The sequence below is a fragment of the Microvirga terrestris genome (assembly GCF_015694425.1).
GTDB classification, from domain to species: domain Bacteria; phylum Pseudomonadota; class Alphaproteobacteria; order Rhizobiales; family Beijerinckiaceae; genus Microvirga; species Microvirga terrestris.
Genome location: NZ_JADQDN010000004.1, coordinates 120,568 through 137,630, shown reverse-complemented (window position 1 = coordinate 137,630; position 17,063 = coordinate 120,568). Strand labels below are relative to the sequence as shown.

15 protein-coding genes and 1 pseudogene are annotated in these 17,063 nt (G+C 63.8%); 10 read left to right on the top strand and 6 right to left on the bottom strand.

All coding sequences use genetic code 11. The features are described from left to right. Window positions 1-106: 106 nt before the first annotated feature. From I2H36_RS09760 to I2H36_RS09735, 6 genes and pseudogenes are all read left to right on the top strand, one after another. Window positions 107-1,273 carry an ABC transporter substrate-binding protein gene (locus I2H36_RS09760; RefSeq protein ID WP_196263704.1) on the top strand — a complete coding sequence of 389 codons (1,167 nt, stop codon included), beginning with the start codon at window positions 107-109 and terminating at the stop codon, window positions 1,271-1,273. Between the two features lie 62 nt (window positions 1,274-1,335). Next, window positions 1,336-1,821 (top strand): annotated as a pseudogene (locus I2H36_RS09755) (PaaI family thioesterase). A 37-nt stretch (window positions 1,822-1,858) separates the two neighbouring features. After that, window positions 1,859-3,502, top strand: a complete 1,644-nt coding sequence (locus I2H36_RS09750; RefSeq protein ID WP_246718740.1) for a long-chain-fatty-acid--CoA ligase — start codon at window positions 1,859-1,861, stop codon at window positions 3,500-3,502. A 7-nt stretch (window positions 3,503-3,509) separates the two neighbouring features. Beyond that, on the top strand, window positions 3,510-4,340 hold the full coding sequence (locus I2H36_RS09745) for an SDR family NAD(P)-dependent oxidoreductase (RefSeq protein ID WP_196263703.1): 831 nt from the start codon (window positions 3,510-3,512) through the stop codon (window positions 4,338-4,340). Next, window positions 4,337-4,813, top strand: coding sequence for a MaoC family dehydratase (locus tag I2H36_RS09740; RefSeq protein ID WP_196263702.1), 477 nt, complete (start codon window positions 4,337-4,339; stop codon window positions 4,811-4,813). Before I2H36_RS09745 ends, I2H36_RS09740 begins: the two co-directional genes overlap by 4 nt. A 6-nt stretch (window positions 4,814-4,819) precedes the next feature. Next, complete coding sequence (locus I2H36_RS09735) at window positions 4,820-5,854, top strand: phosphotransferase family protein (protein ID WP_196263701.1); 1,035 nt, start codon at window positions 4,820-4,822, stop codon at window positions 5,852-5,854. 4 nt (window positions 5,855-5,858) lie between these two features. Here I2H36_RS09735 and I2H36_RS09730 read toward each other — a convergent pair whose 3' ends face one another. From I2H36_RS09730 to I2H36_RS09710, 5 genes are all read right to left on the bottom strand, one after another. Continuing rightward, window positions 5,859-6,056 carry a hypothetical protein gene (locus I2H36_RS09730; RefSeq protein ID WP_196263700.1) on the bottom strand — a complete coding sequence of 66 codons (198 nt, stop codon included), beginning with the start codon at window positions 6,054-6,056 and terminating at the stop codon, window positions 5,859-5,861. A gap of 70 nt (window positions 6,057-6,126) precedes the next feature. Continuing rightward, a complete protein-coding gene (iolB, locus tag I2H36_RS09725) occupies window positions 6,127-6,930 on the bottom strand; it encodes a 5-deoxy-glucuronate isomerase (RefSeq protein WP_196263699.1) in 804 nt (267 codons plus the stop codon). 12 nt (window positions 6,931-6,942) lie between these two features. Continuing rightward, window positions 6,943-7,827 carry a myo-inosose-2 dehydratase gene (iolE, locus tag I2H36_RS09720; RefSeq protein WP_196263698.1) on the bottom strand — a complete coding sequence of 295 codons (885 nt, stop codon included), beginning with the start codon at window positions 7,825-7,827 and terminating at the stop codon, window positions 6,943-6,945. Between the two features lie 80 nt (window positions 7,828-7,907). Then, window positions 7,908-9,761 carry a 3D-(3,5/4)-trihydroxycyclohexane-1,2-dione acylhydrolase (decyclizing) gene (gene iolD, locus I2H36_RS09715; RefSeq protein ID WP_196263956.1) on the bottom strand — a complete coding sequence of 618 codons (1,854 nt, stop codon included), beginning with the start codon at window positions 9,759-9,761 and terminating at the stop codon, window positions 7,908-7,910. 100 nt (window positions 9,762-9,861) lie between these two features. Continuing rightward, window positions 9,862-11,775, bottom strand: a complete 1,914-nt coding sequence (locus I2H36_RS09710) for a bifunctional 5-dehydro-2-deoxygluconokinase/5-dehydro-2-deoxyphosphogluconate aldolase (RefSeq protein ID WP_196263697.1) — start codon at window positions 11,773-11,775, stop codon at window positions 9,862-9,864. 144 nt (window positions 11,776-11,919) lie between these two features. Here I2H36_RS09710 and iolG point away from each other — a divergent pair, with 144 nt between their 5' ends. Beyond that, a complete protein-coding gene (iolG, locus tag I2H36_RS09705) occupies window positions 11,920-12,909 on the top strand; it encodes an inositol 2-dehydrogenase (RefSeq protein WP_196263696.1) in 990 nt (329 codons plus the stop codon). Between the two features lie 50 nt (window positions 12,910-12,959). Here iolG and I2H36_RS09700 read toward each other — a convergent pair whose 3' ends face one another. Further along, the gene (locus I2H36_RS09700; RefSeq protein ID WP_196263955.1) at window positions 12,960-13,802 is read right to left on the bottom strand and encodes a MurR/RpiR family transcriptional regulator; all 843 of its coding nucleotides are present in this window, start codon (window positions 13,800-13,802) and stop codon (window positions 12,960-12,962) included. Between the two features lie 285 nt (window positions 13,803-14,087). Here I2H36_RS09700 and I2H36_RS09695 point away from each other — a divergent pair, with 285 nt between their 5' ends. From I2H36_RS09695 to I2H36_RS09685, 3 genes are all read left to right on the top strand, one after another. Further along, window positions 14,088-15,029 carry a sugar ABC transporter substrate-binding protein gene (locus I2H36_RS09695; RefSeq protein WP_196263695.1) on the top strand — a complete coding sequence of 314 codons (942 nt, stop codon included), beginning with the start codon at window positions 14,088-14,090 and terminating at the stop codon, window positions 15,027-15,029. A gap of 71 nt (window positions 15,030-15,100) precedes the next feature. Then, a complete protein-coding gene (locus I2H36_RS09690; RefSeq protein WP_246718739.1) occupies window positions 15,101-16,243 on the top strand; it encodes an ABC transporter permease in 1,143 nt (380 codons plus the stop codon). After that, entirely contained in the window at window positions 16,243-17,028 is a 786-nt protein-coding gene (locus I2H36_RS09685) for an ATP-binding cassette domain-containing protein (RefSeq protein ID WP_196263694.1), read from the top strand. Before I2H36_RS09690 ends, I2H36_RS09685 begins: the two co-directional genes overlap by 1 nt. Window positions 17,029-17,063 lie beyond the last annotated feature (35 nt).

The following is a 17,063-nucleotide window of genomic DNA, read 5'->3' as shown; positions in this document are numbered from 1 at the left end:
CGGTTGTGGAAGCCTGCGAATCTAAAAGATTCGCCAACAGAGAGACGGGAGCCGATCATAGTCGAACTCCTGCACCCTGAAGAAAGAACAATAGGAGAGGAAAGAAATGGCTCTTTGGAAACACCTGGTTCACACCGCAGGCGCAGTGACGCTTGCGGCAGGTTTCGCGTCCGTTGCATCGGCTCAGGAGACGGTGAATATCGGCTATACCGGCCCGCTCAGCGGCGGCGCCGCACTCTACGGCAAGAATACCCTGGTTGGCCTCGAGATGGCCGCGAAGGAGATCAACGATGCCGGCGGCTTCGATGTCGGCGGCAAGAAGTACAAGTTCAACATCGTGGCGCTTGACGACAAGTACTCACCCAGCGAGGCGGCCGTAAACGCCAAGCGCCTGAAGGCACAGAACAACACCCCGATGGTTTTCACGCCCCATTCCGGCGGCGCCTTCGCAATCCAGGCCTTCAACGAGCAGGACAACTTCATTCTCGGCGCCTATACCAGCGTGCCGACCATGACGGAGCGCGGCAACAAGCTCACCCTGCGCATACCGCCGTCCTTCGCGGGCTACGTTCAGCCTTTCATCAGCGTGGAGATGAAGACCTTCGGCAAGAAGCTCGCCATGGCAGGCGGAGATCATGACTACGCCAAGGCCTGGGCCCAGCTTTTCGGACCCGCCTGGACGAAGGCCGGGGGCCAGATCGTGGCCGAGAACCCGATGTCCTACAACAAGGACACGGACTTCTACAGCGGCGTGAGTCGTGTGCTGGCGGCGAGCCCCGACGTCCTGTTCATCGGCGGTGCTTCCGAGCCGACGGCTCTCGTTGCTAAGCAGGCGCGTGAACTCGGCTTCAAGGGCGGCTTCGTCGTGATGGATCAGGCCAAGCTCGATGAAATGGCGGCCGTCACGGGCGGTATGGACATGCTCGAAGGCTCTGTCGGCGTTCTGCCGCTGATCTACGACAAGCGCCCCGGCACGGAAAACTTCATCGCGAAGTTCAAGAAGCTGTATGACCGCAACCCGGGCACGGAAGCCTCTTACCACTATTCGACCCTTAATGCCGTGGCCGAGGCTATGAAGCTTGCTGGCAGCGTCTCCGACCCTAAGGCGATCCATGCCAAGCTGAGCGAAGCCTACGGCAAGCTGCCGCCGGAGCGGAACCCAGCGCGCATCACCAGCGTCGATGATCGCGGCGGCACCAATGCCAACATCGTCGTGGGCGTGGTCAAGGGCGGCAAGGTCGAGACCGTCGAAGCGGCAAGCCTCGGTCAGTAAGGCTCTTGATGAACAGGGCCGGCTTTAGAGCCGGTCCTGTTTCTTTCGCGGAGAGGCAGGCGATGCGCATGGATGCAATCCCATTCGAAAGCCGCGCTGCCGGCATCCGGGAGCGAGTGGCTCTCCAGGGCTTCATGCATCTTGTCGGCGCGCAGATCGACGAGTTGGCGCCCGGCTCCGCGACGATCTCCGTCGACCGTCGCGATGATCTGCTTCAGCAACATGGCCTGTTTCACGGCGGCGTTACAGCCTTCTTGATCGATAACGGCACGACCATCGCCGCCGCGACAGTTCTCAGGCATGGCCTGGGCGTCCTCACAGCAGAATATAAGCTCAACCTGTTCTCGCCGGCCGATGGCGACCGACTCATCTGCCGCTAACGGGTGGTCAAGCCCGGCAGCCGCATGATCATCGTGGCGGCGGACGTGTTCACTCAAAAAGATGGACGCGAGAAGCAGACGGCGGTGGCGCTCGCCACCATTGCGGTCCTGGACCAAGCCTCGATGCCGCCCCTGCGGGAGGCTGGACAAGTCGCAAGCGGCCGATAAATTCCTGACAATAAGTAATAATCGGAGGGAAGAAACCATGCTGAAGGGAATGATGATGGATCGGCAGCTGTCGATCCCGGCAATCATTGATCTGGCCGCGGAGGTGCACGCCAAGACCGAGATCGTCTCGGTCGCGACCGAAGGCGGAATCCACCGCACCACCTACAAGAATATTCATAAGCGCGTCGCTCAGCTGGCCCATGGTCTGCGGGCGCTTGGCGTCAAACCGGGCGACCGCGTCGCGACTCTTGCCTGGAACGGCTACCGGCATTTCGAGCTGTATTATGCCATTTCAGGCATCGGCGCCGTGTGCCACACCATCAATCCGCGCCTTTTCCCCGAGCAGCTCGTCTACATCGTCAATCACGCGCAGGACACGGCGCTTTTCTTCGACCTCACCTTCGCGCCGCTTGTCGCCGCCCTGCGGCCGAAGCTGCCCCAGAACATCACCTTCGTGGCGATGACCGGCCGCGAGACCATGCCGGCGCAGGAGGGGCTCGACGGCCTTCAGTGCTATGAGGATCTGCTCACCGGACAGCCTGACACCATCACTTGGCCCGATCTCGACGAGAACACCGCCGCGGCGCTGAGCTACACCTCCGGCACCACAGGAGAGCCCAAGGGCGTGCTCTATTCGCATCGCTCGCAGGTGATCCATGCCATGACGTCGGTGATCGGCGCCTCGCGCTATTTCGGCATGGGCAAGAAGATCCTCCCGGTCGTCCCGCTCTTCCACGTCAATGCCTGGGCGCTTCCCTATTCGGCGCCTCTCTCGGGCACCTCCCTGATCTTCCCGGGGGCAAAGCTCGATGGGGCAAGCCTGTTCAACCTCATGGAGGCCGAGAAGGTCGACAGCAGCTGGGGTGTGCCGACCGTATGGCTCGGGCTTCTCCATGAGATGAAGCAGAGAGGCCGCAAGCCCGAAGGACTCGATTATGTGATCATCGGTGGCTCGGCGGCCCCGCAGCCGATGATCGAAGCCTTCGAGCGCGATTACGGCATCAGCGTCTGCCACGGTTGGGGCATGACCGAGATGAGCCCCATCGGCACTTTCGGCATGCTCAGCCCCGAGATGGAAGATCTGCCCTTCGATGAAAAAATCGCCCTGAAAGTTCGCCAGGGGCGACGCCTGTTCATGGTCGACATGAAGATCGTGGACGAGAACGGCAAGGAACTGCCGAAGGACGGCGTGGCCTTCGGCGAGCTCTGCGTGCGCGGGCCTTCGATTGCCTCAGGCTACTACAATAACGAGACCGCAACCGCGCAGGCCCTCGATCCGGAGGGTTGGTTCAGAACCGGCGACGTCGCCAAGATCACGCCTGACGGCTTCCTGCAGATTGTGGATCGCACCAAGGACCTAGTGAAATCTGGCGGCGAGTGGATCTCCTCCATCGATCTGGAGAACGCCGCCTTGGGTGCGCCGGGTGTTGTCAACTGCGCTGTGCTCGCCATGCCGCATCCGCGCTGGGGCGAACGCCCTCTCCTCGTCGTCGTTCCGAAACCCGATGCGAAGCCCGCCAAGGAAGACATCCTCGCCTATCTCGCCACCAGGGTGGCGACTTGGCAGGTGCCCGACGACGTGCTCTTCGTCGAGACCATTCCGCTCACGGCGACCGGCAAGATCTCCAAGCTGGAGCTGCGCAAGATCCTGAAGGACTATGTCCTTCCCACGGCCGCGTGAGCGGCCGATGGCACAGGAATATCTCAGCTCATTGTTCTCGGTCGCGGGCAAGACGGCACTCGTGACCGGGGGCGCTACAGGGATCGGCCGCATGATCGCCGAGGCTCTCGTACGGGCCGGGGCGCGGGTGCTGATTGCCTCGCGAAAGGGCGAGGCGTGCGAGGCTGTGGCTCGGGAACTCAATGCCCTCGATTCTGGCGGCACGGCGGAAGGTTTCGCCGGCAACGTGGGGACGCAAGACGGCGTGATGATTCTGGCTTCCGAGGTGAAGGCCCGCACGCCGCACCTCCACATCCTCGTCAACAATGCGGGCAAGACCTGGGGCGAGTCGCTAGAGCAATTCCCGCATAAGGCCTGGGAGAGTGTGTTCTCTGTCAATGTCGCGGGGCTCTTCACGCTGACCCAGCAACTGCTGCCCTTGCTTGAGGCGGCGGCCAGCGACGACGATCCAGCCCGCATCGTCAATCTCGGGTCAGTGATGGGCGCCGCACCCATCGGCGACAACGCTTACTCCTATGCCGCGTCCAAGGCCGCCGTGCATCACCTCACGCGAATCCTCGCAAAAGAGTTCGCCCTGCGCCGCATCACGGTGAACGCCTTCGCACCGGGACCTTTCCAGAGTCGCATGACGGCCTTCGTCACGGGTGACGAGCAGAAGCGCGCGCTGGTTGCCGCCAGTGTGCCCTTCGGCCGTATCGGCCGGCCGGACGATATCGCGGGGGCGCTGCTGTTCCTCTGCGGTCGCGGCGGAGCCTATACGACGGGAGCCATCATTCCCCTCGATGGCGGCATTAGCGTGGAGACCGGGCACAAGATCTTCGGGGAGGCGGCGCTATGAACGTGCATGCGCCTATCTCCGTCCCTATCGACGACCTGAAAAACCGGGTTGGCCAGGAAGTTGGGGTCTCGTCTTGGAAGGTGATCGATCAGGATAGGATCGATCGTTTCGCGGCTGTGACAGAAGACCTTCAGTTTATCCATGTCGATCCTGAGCGCGCTCTTGCGGAGACCCCTTTCGGCGGCACCATCGCGCACGGCTTTCTCACCCTGTCGCTTCTCTCCGCCATGGGGCAGGAGGCCTTGCCGACGATCAGGGACCGGACCATGGGGATCAACTACGGCCTAGAGCGTGTGCGCTTTCTCTCACCCGTGCCGGTGGGGGCACGGGTGAGGGGACGCTTCACCCTGTCCGACGTCTCCATGCGCTCGGCCACGCAGGCCATGCTGCGCTACCACGTGACCATCGAGATCGAGGGCGCGGAGAAGCCAGCCCTCGCGGCCGAGTGGATCACCCTAGCCGTGCTCGGTTGAAGACTCATGACAGCGCAAGCAGCAGCCCATCTCGACACGGAGCACCTCGGCCCCTATCTCGCAGTGCAAGTTCCGCGCTTCGGCCAGCTGGTCAGCGCCGAGAAATTTGCCGGCGGCCAATCAAATCCAACATTCCTGATCACGTCAACGGAAGGCCGTTTCGTCCTACGACGCAAGCCGCCCGGAGCGCTGCTGAAATCGGCCCATGCGGTTGACCGCGAGTACCGCATCATGGCAGCCCTTGCCCAAACCGACGTGCCGGTGCCGCGCGTCCTGCACCTGTGCGAGGATGAGGCGGTCATCGGCTCCATGTTCTACGTCATGGACTATGTGGAGGGACGCATCTTCTGGGACGGCAAGCTGCCGGACTTGAAGCCAGAGGAGCGCACGGCGATCTACGATTCCATGAACGGCGCGCTCGCTGCCCTGCATAGTGTCGATCCCGCAGCCGTCGGCCTCGCCGATTACGGCAAGCCGGGCAGCTATTTCGAGCGCCAGATTGGGCGCTGGACAGGCCAGTACCGCGCGTCGGAAACCCATCCGGTCCCGGCCATGGACGAGCTCATCGCATGGCTGGACGGTAACACGCCAGAGGACGACGGGCGGGTCAGCCTCGTCCATGGCGATTACCGCCTCGACAACATGATCTTCGAGCCTGCGGGAACGCGCATCCTGGCGGTGCTGGATTGGGAGTTGTCCACCCTCGGCCACCCTCTGGCCGATCTCGCCTATCAATGCATGCAATGGCGGCTGCCCTCGGAGGGCGTCTTCAGGGGTCTCGGCGGCATCGACAGGAAGGCCCACGGTATTCCCACGGAAGCCGAATATGTGGAGCGCTACTGCCGTCGAACCGGGTTCGAAGTGGTCGGCCACTGGCCCTTCTATCTCGCCTTCAGCTTCTTCCGCCTCGCCGCGATTCTCCAGGGCGTCTACAAGCGCTCTCTTGACGGCAATGCCTCCAACCCGGAGCGCGCCCGCCTCATGGGCGAGGCCGTGCCGATGATGGCTGGAATGGCTTTGGAAGTGGTGGGTGGCCGCTAGATTTTTAGCGATCCCACTTGATGTTGAGCGCGCTGGTGACGAGCCTATCGACGAGGACCGGCGCGTCGGCAGCCATACGCTCGATTCCTGCCACGGCCTGGCGCGTCATGCGCCCGTTCAGGAATGCATAGTCCATCACGATCGCGCTCACGAGAGCGATTGCGGTCTTGAGGGCGCGCGAGGCGAGATCGGACCAGGTCATGAGGCCTCTTTAGGGAAACGATGTTCGCCTCATGCCCGAAAGGCTCAGGCAGATCAAGCGACAGACGGTCTCAGGCCTGCTTCAGCATCCACTCGTGATCCGGGTCGTTGTGGAACTTCCAGACCCGCTTCGGGCCGGCCATCACGTTGAGATAGTAGAGCTCGTAGCCATGCGGCGCGCCGACCGGGTGATAGCCTTTCGGCACCAGCACCACATCGCCGTTCGCAGCCGCCAAGGTCTCATCGAGGGAGCGGTCGTCCGTATAGACTCGCTGCAGGGCAAAGCCCGAGGGCGGGTTGAGGCGGTGATAGTAAGTCTCCTCCAGCAATGACTCCTGCGGCAGCATGTCTCGGTCGTGCTTGTGGGGCGGATAGCTCGACCAGTGGCCTGAGGGCGTGATGACCTCGACCACGAGCAGGCTCTCTGCTGCTTCCGTTTCCGGCAGGATGTTGCGCACATGGCGTGTGTTGGTGCCCTTACCGCGTGTCTCCTGGCCGACCTGATCGGGGCCGATCACGCGGGCCGGTAGCCTGCCTTCGGCAGGCGCAGTGCAGATGGCAATCTCGCAATCCGTCTCCGCCTGCAGCGACCACTCCGATTGGGCAGGTGCGTAGAGCGACCACGGATCCGCCTCGAACGGCGAGGAGCGCCCGCCGATCGTGCCGAAATTCTGTCCGGCTGCGCTCACATGAGCCTTGCCGGATAGCATCACGATGCAGGCTTCCCGATCCCCCGTCGCTTGCTTCAGGCTCTGACCACGTTTCAGCTGGTAGACCTCGAATCCCACATAGGTCCAACCGGCAGATTCCGGCGTGATCGTGTGAACGCGCCCGTTAGCATCGGGTGCCGACGGTTTGACGAGAAGCTTCGACATCGCATGTCATCCTTATCGAAGGCCGGCTTCCCTGAGGTACCGGGTGAGATTGGCATAGCCCATCTTGGCATAGGTCAGCGGATGCGCTTTCTTCGGATCCTGTTCCGCCTCGATTACCACCCAGCCGCTATAGCCCGGCAGTTCCTTAAACACGGAAACGAAATCCACCATGCCGTCGCCAGGCACCGTATAGACGCCTTCGATGACGGAATCGAGGAAGCTCCAGCCCTCCGCCCTCGACTTCTCCATCACGCTTTTCCGCACATCCTTGGTGTGCACATGGCTGATGCGGCTGCGGTAGCGGCGGGCGAGCACTGCCGGATCGGCGCCACCCCAGGTGGCATGGCCTGTGTCGAGCAGCAGGTGAACCGCCTCGCCGGTCGAGCGCATGAAGGCGTCGATGTCGGCTTCCGATTCCACGATGGTGCCCATGTGATGATGATAGACCACGCGCACGCCTTCCTGCAGCGTGCGCTCGGCCACTTGCGTGATGCGGCGGCCGAACTCGGCCCAGTCACCATCCTTCATAACAGGACGCTGCGACAGGGGCTTGGAGCGGTCGCCATGAATGGCGTTCGAGGTTTCGGCGAAGACGAGTACGTTCGAGCCCATGGCCTTCAGGAGGTCGAGATGCGGGCGCAGCGCCTTCATCTCCGCATCGGCATCGCGCTTCAAGAGTTCGGCGGAATACCAGCCGGACACGCAGGCCATATCGAAGGGGGCGAGTGCCTTCTTCAAGGCCTCTGGCTCGCGCGGAAACTTGTTGCCAAGCTCCATGCCCTCGAAACCGGCTTCCTTGGCCTCAGCAAGGCAGACCTCCAGCGGCGTCTCGCCGCCGAGCTCCAGCATGTCGTCGTTGGACCAGCCGATGGGATTGGCCCCGATGCGGATCGTCATGTTCTTGTCCTTCTGTTGCCATTAATGCCGCATAATCTTTTCGGCGAACCGGTTTCCACTTAGCCGGATCATGCTCGCGATCAATCGCCCACCCGCTGCGCGGCGAGGGCTGTTTCATAGTCCTTGCGGGCGGCCTTCACCTGATCGCGCACGGACACCTCCGGCACCGCCACATCCCACCAGTGGCCGCCTTCATCCGTGGAGGCGAGCGGGTCGGTGTCGATGACGATCACGGTGCTGCGCTCGGCGCCCCGCGCCTTCTTCAGCGCGTCCTCCAGCTCGCCGATGCCCTTCACCTTCACGGCCAGAGCGCCGAGACTCGCGGCATGCGCGGCGAAGTCGATGTCGGGCAGCGTCACGTGGTTCGTGTGCTGCAGCAGATTGTTGAAGCTCTCGCCGCCAGTCGCACGCTGCAGGCGGTTGATGCAGCCATAGCCGCGATTGTCGAGTAGCACCACAGTGAGCTTCTGGCCCAGCATCACCGAGGTGGCGAGCTCCGAATTCATCATGAGGTAGGAGCCGTCCCCCACCATCACGATCACTTCGCGGGAGGGATCGGCCATCTTCACGCCGAGCCCGCCAGCGATTTCATAGCCCATGCAGGAATAACCGTATTCCAGGTGGTAGCCCAACGCAGTGCTTGCCTTCCAGAGCTTGTGCAACTCGCCCGGCAGGCCGCCGGCAGCGCAGACCACCACGTCCGTCGGCTGCGAATTGCGCTGCACCGCGCCGATCACCTGCGCGTCAGAGGGCAGCTCCGCATTGGTCGGATCCGTGAAGCGTGCTGCGGTGTCGAACCAGCGCGTCTTATCCTCCCGCGCTTTCCCAGTCCAGGACTCCGGCGCTTTCCAGCTGCCGAGCGCGCGGCTCAGTTCTTCGAGGCCCACCCGGGCGTCGGCGACGAGCGGCAGTGCATTATGCTTGGTCGCGTCGAAAGCCTGCACGTTGAGGCCGATGATGCGACGGTTCTGGTTCTTGAACAGGGCCCAGGAGCCGGTGGTGAAATCCTGCAGCCGGGTGCCGACCGCGATAACCACATCAGCGTCCTCTGCGAGCGCATTGGCCGCACCCGTGCCGGTAACGCCGACCGCTCCGAGATTGGCCTGATGGTCATGGGGCAGGCTCGACTTTCCGGCCTGCGTTTCACCGACGGAGAGGCCGTGTCTCTCGACGAAAGCCGCCAGTGCTCGTTCCGCACCCGAATAGAGCACGCCGCCGCCGGTCACGATAAAGGGCTTCTTGGCGTTGCGGATGAGATCAACAGCCTGGGCGAGCTCCGCCTCGTCGGGGCGGATGCGGCGTAGTGTCCAGATTTTTTCCGCGAAAAAGCTTTCCGGATAATCGTAGGCCTCGGCCTGCGTATCCTGGCAGAGTGCGAGCGTCACCGGACCGCAATCGGCCGGGTCCGTGAGAACGGCCATGGCGCGCTGGAGGGCCGGGATGATCTGTTCAGGGCGCGCGATGCGATCGAAGTAGCGCGAGACCGGCTTGAAGCAATCGTTGGCCGAGATCGTGCCGTCGGAAAAGCTCTCGATCTGCTGTAGCACCGGATCGGGCTTGCGGTTGGCGAAGACGTCGCCGGGGAGAAGCAGCACCGGCAGGCGATTCACGTGGGCGACAGCAGCGGCCGTCACCATATTGGTGGCGCCTGGCCCAATGGAGGTAGTGCAGGCCATCATGCGGCGTCGGCGCGAGGCTTTGGCGAAGGCGATGGCTGCGTGAGCCATGCCCTGTTCATTGTGCGCGCGGAAGGTGGGAAGCGTATCGCGAACGCCGTGCAGCGCCTCACCCATGCCGGCTACGTTGCCGTGGCCGAAGATCGCCCAGACGCCGCCGAAGAGCGGCATCACCTGCCCGTCGATCTCTGTCTTCTGGCCCGTCAAGAAGCGGGCGATGGCTTGCGCCATGGTCAGGCGGATCGTGCTCATGCGTATTCCTCTCGAATGGCGCCGACCTTGGCGGAGGGGCGCAGCCTTCTCAAGTTGGTCTTCAGGATAACAGGGGCGCAGATGTCATGGGATTGCGCCATCGAACTCACGCGGCCTTTGCGCGGCCGGACACCCGTTGCCAGGCATCGACAAGGCGCTGAAAGCGGGAGGCCATGTCGATGACGGCGGCCTCGTCGGTCATTTCGCCCTTCAGCCAGCGCCGCGCAGCATCATTGAAGATCGTGCGGCCCACCGCAAAGCCCTTCACTTGCGGCTCGCTGGCAGCAGCCGCGAAGGCCGCCTCCAGCTCGTTCTCCGGCGCTTCGAGGCCGAGCAGAACGATGCCGCGGCAAAGGGGATCATTAGCCGAGATCACCTTGCCGATGGCATGCCATGCCGCTTCATCGCGCTGCGGCTCGAGTTTCCACCAGTCCGGCTTGATTCCGAGATCGTAGAGGCGCTGCAGGATACCCGCGACGGTGTCAGACTTGAGCGCTCCGTTCTTGCCGGCGATGATCTCGACCAGCAATTCGCGTCCGATTCGGCGAGCAGCGTCATGAAGGCGCAGCAGATCACGCTCCTGGCGCTCCCGCAGCTCCTGCGGATCGTCGGGATGGTAGAAGCACAGGCATTTGATGGTGTGCCCGACCGGCCATTCCACGAGCCTCGCGCCAAGCGAGCCGCCGCCTTCGAAATCGAGCGGGCGCGAACCCGGTAACTCCACTGGGCGGCCAATCCAGAACGGATGATCGGCGGCGCGGAACAGGGCTTCACGGCCATAGGTGCCGTCGATCAGCATGCCGAAGCCAGGACGGCCATCCGCGACTTTCGCGGCGGCCTGGACGGCGAGAACCTTGAAGTCGGGAATGCGCTCCACCGGCGCGCCGACCTCCTTGGCCATCGCTTCCAGCTGCATGCGGTGATCGATGGCGAGCGCCATAAGCGTGTCGCTTTGCGGTCTGCGCGTCGTCGCCCAGTGGATGTGATTGATATCCTCGTCGAAGCGCAGCGCTTTGTGGCGGCTGCCTGTTTTGAGGAAATGCTGCAGCTCCGGGAAGGTCGGGATCTCCGGCGAGCAGAGCAGGCGCGAGACCGCGAAGGCACCGCTCGCATTGGCATAGGCGCAGCAGGTCTCGAGCGGTTCGTCGCGCAACCATCCGCGCAGGAAGCCGGAGAGGAAGGCATCGCCCGCGCCCAGCACGTTGTAAACCTCGACCGGAAAGCCAGGCCCCTTCACACCATCATCGAGCGAATCCGGAATCGCATCGGGAAACACCACGCAGCCCATGGGGCCGCGCTTGCACACGATAGTGGCATTCGAGATCGCCCGGATGGAGCGAATGGCCGCGAGCGTATCTTCCGAACCGCCGGCGATGTGCAGTTCTTCCTCGGTGCCAACGATGAGATCGCAATCGGCCAGAATGGGTTTCAGGTGCTCCGTCACAGCATCCGAGCGCACATAGCGCGACTCGCCGGCGCCATGCCCGAGAAGGCCCCAGAGGTTGGGGCGGTAATCCACGTCGAACACGACCTTGCGGCCATTGGCCTTCGCAATGCGGATCGCCTTCTTTTGCGCCGCTGCGGTTGTTTCCCGCGAAAAATGCGTGCCGGTGACGACGATGGCCGCTGCGGAGGCGATGAAGCGCTCGTCGATATCGTCCTCGGTCAGCGCCATGTCGGCGCAGTTGTCGCGATAGAAGATCAGCGGGAAGGAATCCTCGTCGCGTACGCCGAGGATCACGAGGGCCGTCAGGCGCTGCTTGTCGGTGACGATGCCTTGCGTGGAGACGCCCTCGCGCTGCATCTGCTCGCGGATGAAGCGCCCCATGGCTTCGTCGCCGACGCGGGTGACGAGGCCCGATTTCAGCCCCAGCCGTGCCGTGCCGATGGCGATGTTGGCCGGGCAGCCGCCGACAGCCTTGGAGAAGGAAGCCATGTCCTCAAGCCGTCCGCCCACCTGCTGGCCGTAGAGATCGACCGAGGAGCGGCCGATGGTGATGACATCGAGGGCTGGCTTCATGCTATTCCTCCCGCTCTCGGGCTTGAAGCACCGGGCGAGGGCCGGTCGGCCCTTGCGGCTGTAGAACGTTTATTCTATTAGCAACTTATGTTGGAATATCAATTCTAAATATTGCCGTAGCCGGCAAAGGATCTGAGGGGAAACATGATCAGGATCGCCGTTCTGGGAGCCGGTCGAATCGGCCGCATTCACGGGCGCAATGCCGCCAGCCATCCCGATGCCCGCCTCGTGGCGGTCGCCGATCCGCACGCCCCGGCGGCGCAGGAACTGGCGGCGGCGACTGGCGCCGAGGTCGCGTCCCTGGACGAGATCGTCGAGCGCTCCGATGTGGACGCGATTCTCGTCTGCACGCCGACCACGACGCACGCCGACCTGATCGAGCGTGGGGCGCGCGCCGGCAAGGCGGTGTTCTGCGAGAAGCCGGTAGATCTGTCGAGCGCCCGCATCGAGGCCTGCCTCGCCACGGTCGAAAAAGCCGGCACGCCGCTCATGATCGGCTTCAACCGCCGCTTCGACCCGAACTTCGCGAGCCTTCGCCGCCGCCTTGCCGATGGCGAGGTGGGCGAGGTGGAACTCGTCACGATCCTCTCCCGCGATCCCGGCCCGCCGCCGGTGAGCTACATCGCCACCTCGGGCGGCCTGTTCCGGGACATGATGATTCACGACCTCGACATGGCCCGCTTCCTGCTGCTGGGCGACGAACCGGTGGAGGTGCACGCGGTCGGCTCCTCCCTGGTGGACCCGGCCATCGGCCAGGCCGGCGACGTGGACACGGCGGCCGTGATGCTCAAGACCGCCAAGGGCCGGATCGTGCAGATCTCCAATTCCCGCCGCGCCACTTACGGCTACGACCAGCGCATCGAGGTCCATGGCTCGAAGGGCATGATCCGCGCCGGCAACATCCATCGCACGACGGTGGAGGTGGCCAATGCTGCAGGCGTCACCGCCGATCCGGTGCAGGACTTCTTCCTGGAGCGCTATGCGGACGCCTATCGCGACGAGCTCACCACGTTTCTGAACGCCATCCGCGACGGCAAGCCGTGCAACCCGACCGGACACGACGGCCTCATGGCCCAGCGGCTGGCCGACGCGGCAACCGAGTCGGCGCAGAGTGGAAGGCCGGTGCGGCTGTAAGCAACACGCGTCATCCCGGATTGGCTTTGCCGCCCGGGATGACGGCTCTGTCAGCCCTCCGCCCGCTTCTCCGCCGTGCCGACCGCCAAGGCCATCGCCAGCGCGAACGACGCCGACAGTGACCGGAAGGCGCCGAAATCGGCCTCCGCCACTTCCAGCCACACATCGGCGCTCGTCACCAGCGGGCTGAAGGCCGAGTCGGTGATCGCCACGACCGGAATGTTGCGCAGTGCGGCGGCGGCCGCGAGATCCGCCGTGACGGGCGCATAGGGTGTGAAGCTGATGGCCAGCACCGCGTCCCGTCCGGCGGCGGTCGCCAGCTGCTCGGGGCCGAGCTGGCCCACATGGTCGATGAGGATCGCCCGCACCCCCAGCTTCCCGAACGCATAGGCGCAATAGGCGATGACCGGAAACACCCGGCGTGCGCCCAGGAGATAGATCGTATCGGCCTTGGCCAGCGTCTCGATGGCGCGGGCCAGCTCCTCCGGGCGCACGGAGCCGCGCATCCGATCCAGCGAAACGGCGGCCGCATGGGAAAAGCCATCGAGCAGGGAGGCTGCATGAACGTGATGCCCCTCGGCGTCGCGCAAGCCTTTCAAGCGTTCGCGATAATCCGGAAAGCGCTCCCGCAGGCGGTCGCGAAAAATCTGCTGCAGGTGGGAGAAGCCGTCATAGCCCAGGCTCTTGGCAAAGCGCACCAGAGTCGAGGGCTGCACGCCCGCATGCTCGGCAATGCCCGCCACCGTTCCGAAAGCCACGTCCTCGGGGTGTTCCAGGGCAAAGGCTGCGAGCTGCTTCAGCCGCTTGGGCATGGCATCGTGGCGGCTGAGCAGAAGGGTCCGAAGTCCGTCGAAATCGTCCGGAGCCTCTGTGGTGACCTCTGCCTCGTCCATGCGCCTGCCCACCCTCATGGCCCGACCTTCTGCTCCAGATCGGGCCTTGACACCAATCCTACAAAAATGGAATAAAAATTCCAATATATAAACAAAAAGGTTCCGGCGTTCCGTTTAATGGAATGACCGAATTGGTAGAGGGAACGCCAGGAAAAGGACGATTCGCTCTCGAATCATCTGGTGTTTCTCTGACCACTCATACCAGCGGCCCTGGAAGCCGCGGCGTTCAACTGAGCCAAATCTCTGGCAGATCGAGCGCATGAGATACCAGTTGGGAGAAAACAGATGAAATCACTCGTTACCAGTCTTGCCGCTGCCGCTGCCCTGACCCTCGCGGCCGTTGCGCCGGCTGCCGCGCAGCAGAATTCCCGCATCATCGTCGTCAGCCATGGACAGGCCAACGACCCATTCTGGTCCGTGGTCAAGAACGGCGTGGCGGCCGCCGGTCAGGACATGAAGGTCCAGGTCGATTACCGGGCGCCCGAGACCTTCGACATGGTCGCCATGAGCCAGCTCATCGATGCTGCCGTGAACCAGAAGCCCGCCGGGCTGATCGTGTCGATTCCGGATGCTTCCGCGCTTGGGCCGTCGATCCAGAAGGCCGTGGCCGCCGGCATTCCGGTGATCTCCATGAACTCGGGCTCCGACGTGTCGAAGAAGCTCGGCGCGCTGCTCCATGTGGGGCAGGACGAGGTCGTGGCCGGACGCATCGCGGGTGCCAAGCTGAAGGAGATGGGCGGCAAGGTCGGCCTGTGCGTGAACCAGGAGGTCGGCAACGTCTCGCTTGATCTGCGCTGCAAGGGCTTCACGGAGGGCTTCGGCGGCAAGGTGACCGTGCTCCCCGTCACCAACGATCCGGCGGATATCCGCGCCAAGGTGAAGGCGGCGGTTGCGGCTGACGCGTCCGTCGACACGATCCTGGCGCTCGGCGCCGGCACGGCCGGCGAGCCATCGGTTGCAGCCGTGAAGGAAGCCGGCAAGACCGGTGCCATCCGGGTTGCCACCTTCGACATGTCGGCGGGCTTCCTCAAGTCGGTGGCCGCCGGTGAGGCGGTTTTCGCCATCGACCAGCAGCAATACCTCCAGGGCTATCTGCCGGTGGTGTTCCTGGCGAACTACGCCAAGTACGGCCTGATGCCGGGCGGCGACGTGGCCTCCGGCCCGAACCTGATCACCAAGGAGAAGGCCGCCCAGGTGGTGGACCTGTCCGCCAAGGGCATCCGCTAAACACCACTCAAAGCCCGCGATCCGTGTGACCGCGGGCTTTTCATGTTATGTATTGTTTCGGGGAGGCGCCCATGGTGAACACCACTCAGCCGACCACGGATCTCAGCCCGCCTCCGACGGTCAAGCAGATCCAGGACGAGCGCCTGAGGGATGTCTCCCTCGTCACCAAGATCATGCGGCGTCCCGAGCTCGGGGCGCTGGCAGGCCTCATCCTGGTCGCGATCTTCTTCGCCTCCACGGCGGATGCGTCCATGTTCACGCTCGCCGGAATCATGAACATCCTCTCGCCGGCCGCCCAGCTCGGCATCCTCGCCATTGCAGCGGCGCTCTTGATGATTGGCGGCGAGTTCGATCTCTCCATCGGCTCGATGGTCGCCTTCACCGGGCTCATCTTCGGCGCGTTTCTCACCCTCAACAGCTGGCCCCTGCTGCTGGCGATCGTCGCCACCTTTGCGGTCGCGGCCCTGCTCGGGGGCCTCAACGGTCAGATCGTCATCCGCAGCCGGCTGCCCTCCTTCATCGTGACGCTGGCCTTCCTGTTCATCCTGCGCGGACTCTCGCTGGTGGGCCTCAAATGGGCCACCGGCGGATCAACCCAGATGCGCGGCATCGGCGATCAGGCCGGTGAGGGCCTCATTCGGGAGCTGTTCTCCGGCGTTGCCTTCGAGGGCGTCTTCGCGTGGCTCGCCGCCAACGATCTCATCGGCAAGTTTCCCAACGGCACGCCGACCGTGACGGGTGTTCCGGTCTCCATCGTGTGGTTCGTCGGTTTCGCGCTTCTCGCCACCTGGATTCTTTTGCGCACCCGCGCCGGCAACTGGATTTTCGCGGCCGGCGGCGATCCCAATGCGGCGCGCAATTCCGGCGTGCCGGTTGACCGGGTGAAGACCGCGCTCTTCATGCTCACCGCCTTTGCGGCCGCGCTGGTCGCCGTTCTCACGGTGCTCGATGCCGGCTCGACCGATGCGCGGCGCGGGTTCCAGAAGGAGTTCGAGGCCATCATCGCGGCGGTGATCGGCGGCTGCCTGCTCACCGGCGGCTACGGCTCGGCCATCGGGGCATTCTTCGGCGCCATCATCTTCGGCATGGTGTCCATCGGCCTCACCTACACGCGGTTCGATTCCGACTGGTTCCAGGTTTTCCTCGGCGCCATGCTGCTGCTCGCGGTGCTGTTCAACAACTTCATCCGCCGTAAGGTGACGGGAGAGCGCTGATGGACGATAATCGTACGCTCATCGAGATCCGCGACCTCGTCAAGCATTTCGGCTCGGTGATCGCGCTCTCGGGCGTATCGCTCAGTGTCCGTCGCGGCGAGGTCATGTGCCTGCTGGGCGACAACGGCGCCGGCAAGTCGACGCTGATCAAGACGCTCGCCGGCGTTCACAAGCCGACCTCCGGCGACTTCCTGGTCGAGGGCAAACCGGTGTCCTTCGCCAGCCCGCGCGATGCGCTCGATGCAGGCATTGCGACGGTGTACCAGGATCTGGCGATGATCCCGCTCATGTCGGTCACCCGCAACTTCTTCATGGGACGCGAGCCGGTGAAGGGCGTCTGGCCGTTCCGCCGTGTCGACTTCGATCATTGCGACGAGGTCACCCGCGAGGAGATGCACAAGATCGGCATCGACGTGCGCGATCCGCATCAGGCGGTGGGAACCCTGTCGGGCGGCGAGCGGCAATGCGTGGCCATTGCCCGCGCGGTCTATTTCGGCGCCAAGGTGCTGATCCTCGACGAGCCCACCTCGGCGCTCGGCGTGGCGCAGACCTCCATGGTGCTGAAATACATCCATCAGGTGCGCCAGAAAGGACTGGGTGTCATTTTCATCACCCACAACGTGCGCCACGCCTATGCGGTGGGCGACCGCTTCACCGTGCTCAACCGCGGTAAGACGCTCGGCACTTACGCGAAGTCGGACATCCAGATCGACGAGCTGCAGAACCTCATGGCCGGCGGCAAGGAATTGCAGGCGGTGTCGGCGGAGCTCGGCGGGATGGTTTAGTGTGTCGCTCTTGCTCTGGTCATGAAAGCATGAGC

Coding starts and splice junctions, on each gene's coding strand:
- I2H36_RS09760 (WP_196263704.1), top strand. CDS start 107: ATGGCTCTTTGGAAACACCTGGTTCACACCGCAGGCGCAGTGACGCTT.
- I2H36_RS09750 (WP_246718740.1), top strand. CDS start 1,859: ATGCTGAAGGGAATGATGATGGATCGGCAGCTGTCGATCCCGGCAATC.
- I2H36_RS09745 (WP_196263703.1), top strand. CDS start 3,510: ATGGCACAGGAATATCTCAGCTCATTGTTCTCGGTCGCGGGCAAGACG.
- I2H36_RS09740 (WP_196263702.1), top strand. CDS start 4,337: ATGAACGTGCATGCGCCTATCTCCGTCCCTATCGACGACCTGAAAAAC.
- I2H36_RS09735 (WP_196263701.1), top strand. CDS start 4,820: ATGACAGCGCAAGCAGCAGCCCATCTCGACACGGAGCACCTCGGCCCC.
- I2H36_RS09730 (WP_196263700.1), bottom strand. CDS start 6,056: ATGACCTGGTCCGATCTCGCCTCGCGCGCCCTCAAGACCGCAATCGCT.
- iolB (WP_196263699.1), bottom strand. CDS start 6,930: ATGTCGAAGCTTCTCGTCAAACCGTCGGCACCCGATGCTAACGGGCGC.
- iolE (WP_196263698.1), bottom strand. CDS start 7,827: ATGACGATCCGCATCGGGGCCAATCCCATCGGCTGGTCCAACGACGAC.
- I2H36_RS09710 (WP_196263697.1), bottom strand. CDS start 11,775: ATGAAGCCAGCCCTCGATGTCATCACCATCGGCCGCTCCTCGGTCGAT.
- iolG (WP_196263696.1), top strand. CDS start 11,920: ATGATCAGGATCGCCGTTCTGGGAGCCGGTCGAATCGGCCGCATTCAC.
- I2H36_RS09700 (WP_196263955.1), bottom strand. CDS start 13,802: ATGGACGAGGCAGAGGTCACCACAGAGGCTCCGGACGATTTCGACGGA.
- I2H36_RS09695 (WP_196263695.1), top strand. CDS start 14,088: ATGAAATCACTCGTTACCAGTCTTGCCGCTGCCGCTGCCCTGACCCTC.
- I2H36_RS09690 (WP_246718739.1), top strand. CDS start 15,101: ATGGTGAACACCACTCAGCCGACCACGGATCTCAGCCCGCCTCCGACG.
- I2H36_RS09685 (WP_196263694.1), top strand. CDS start 16,243: ATGGACGATAATCGTACGCTCATCGAGATCCGCGACCTCGTCAAGCAT.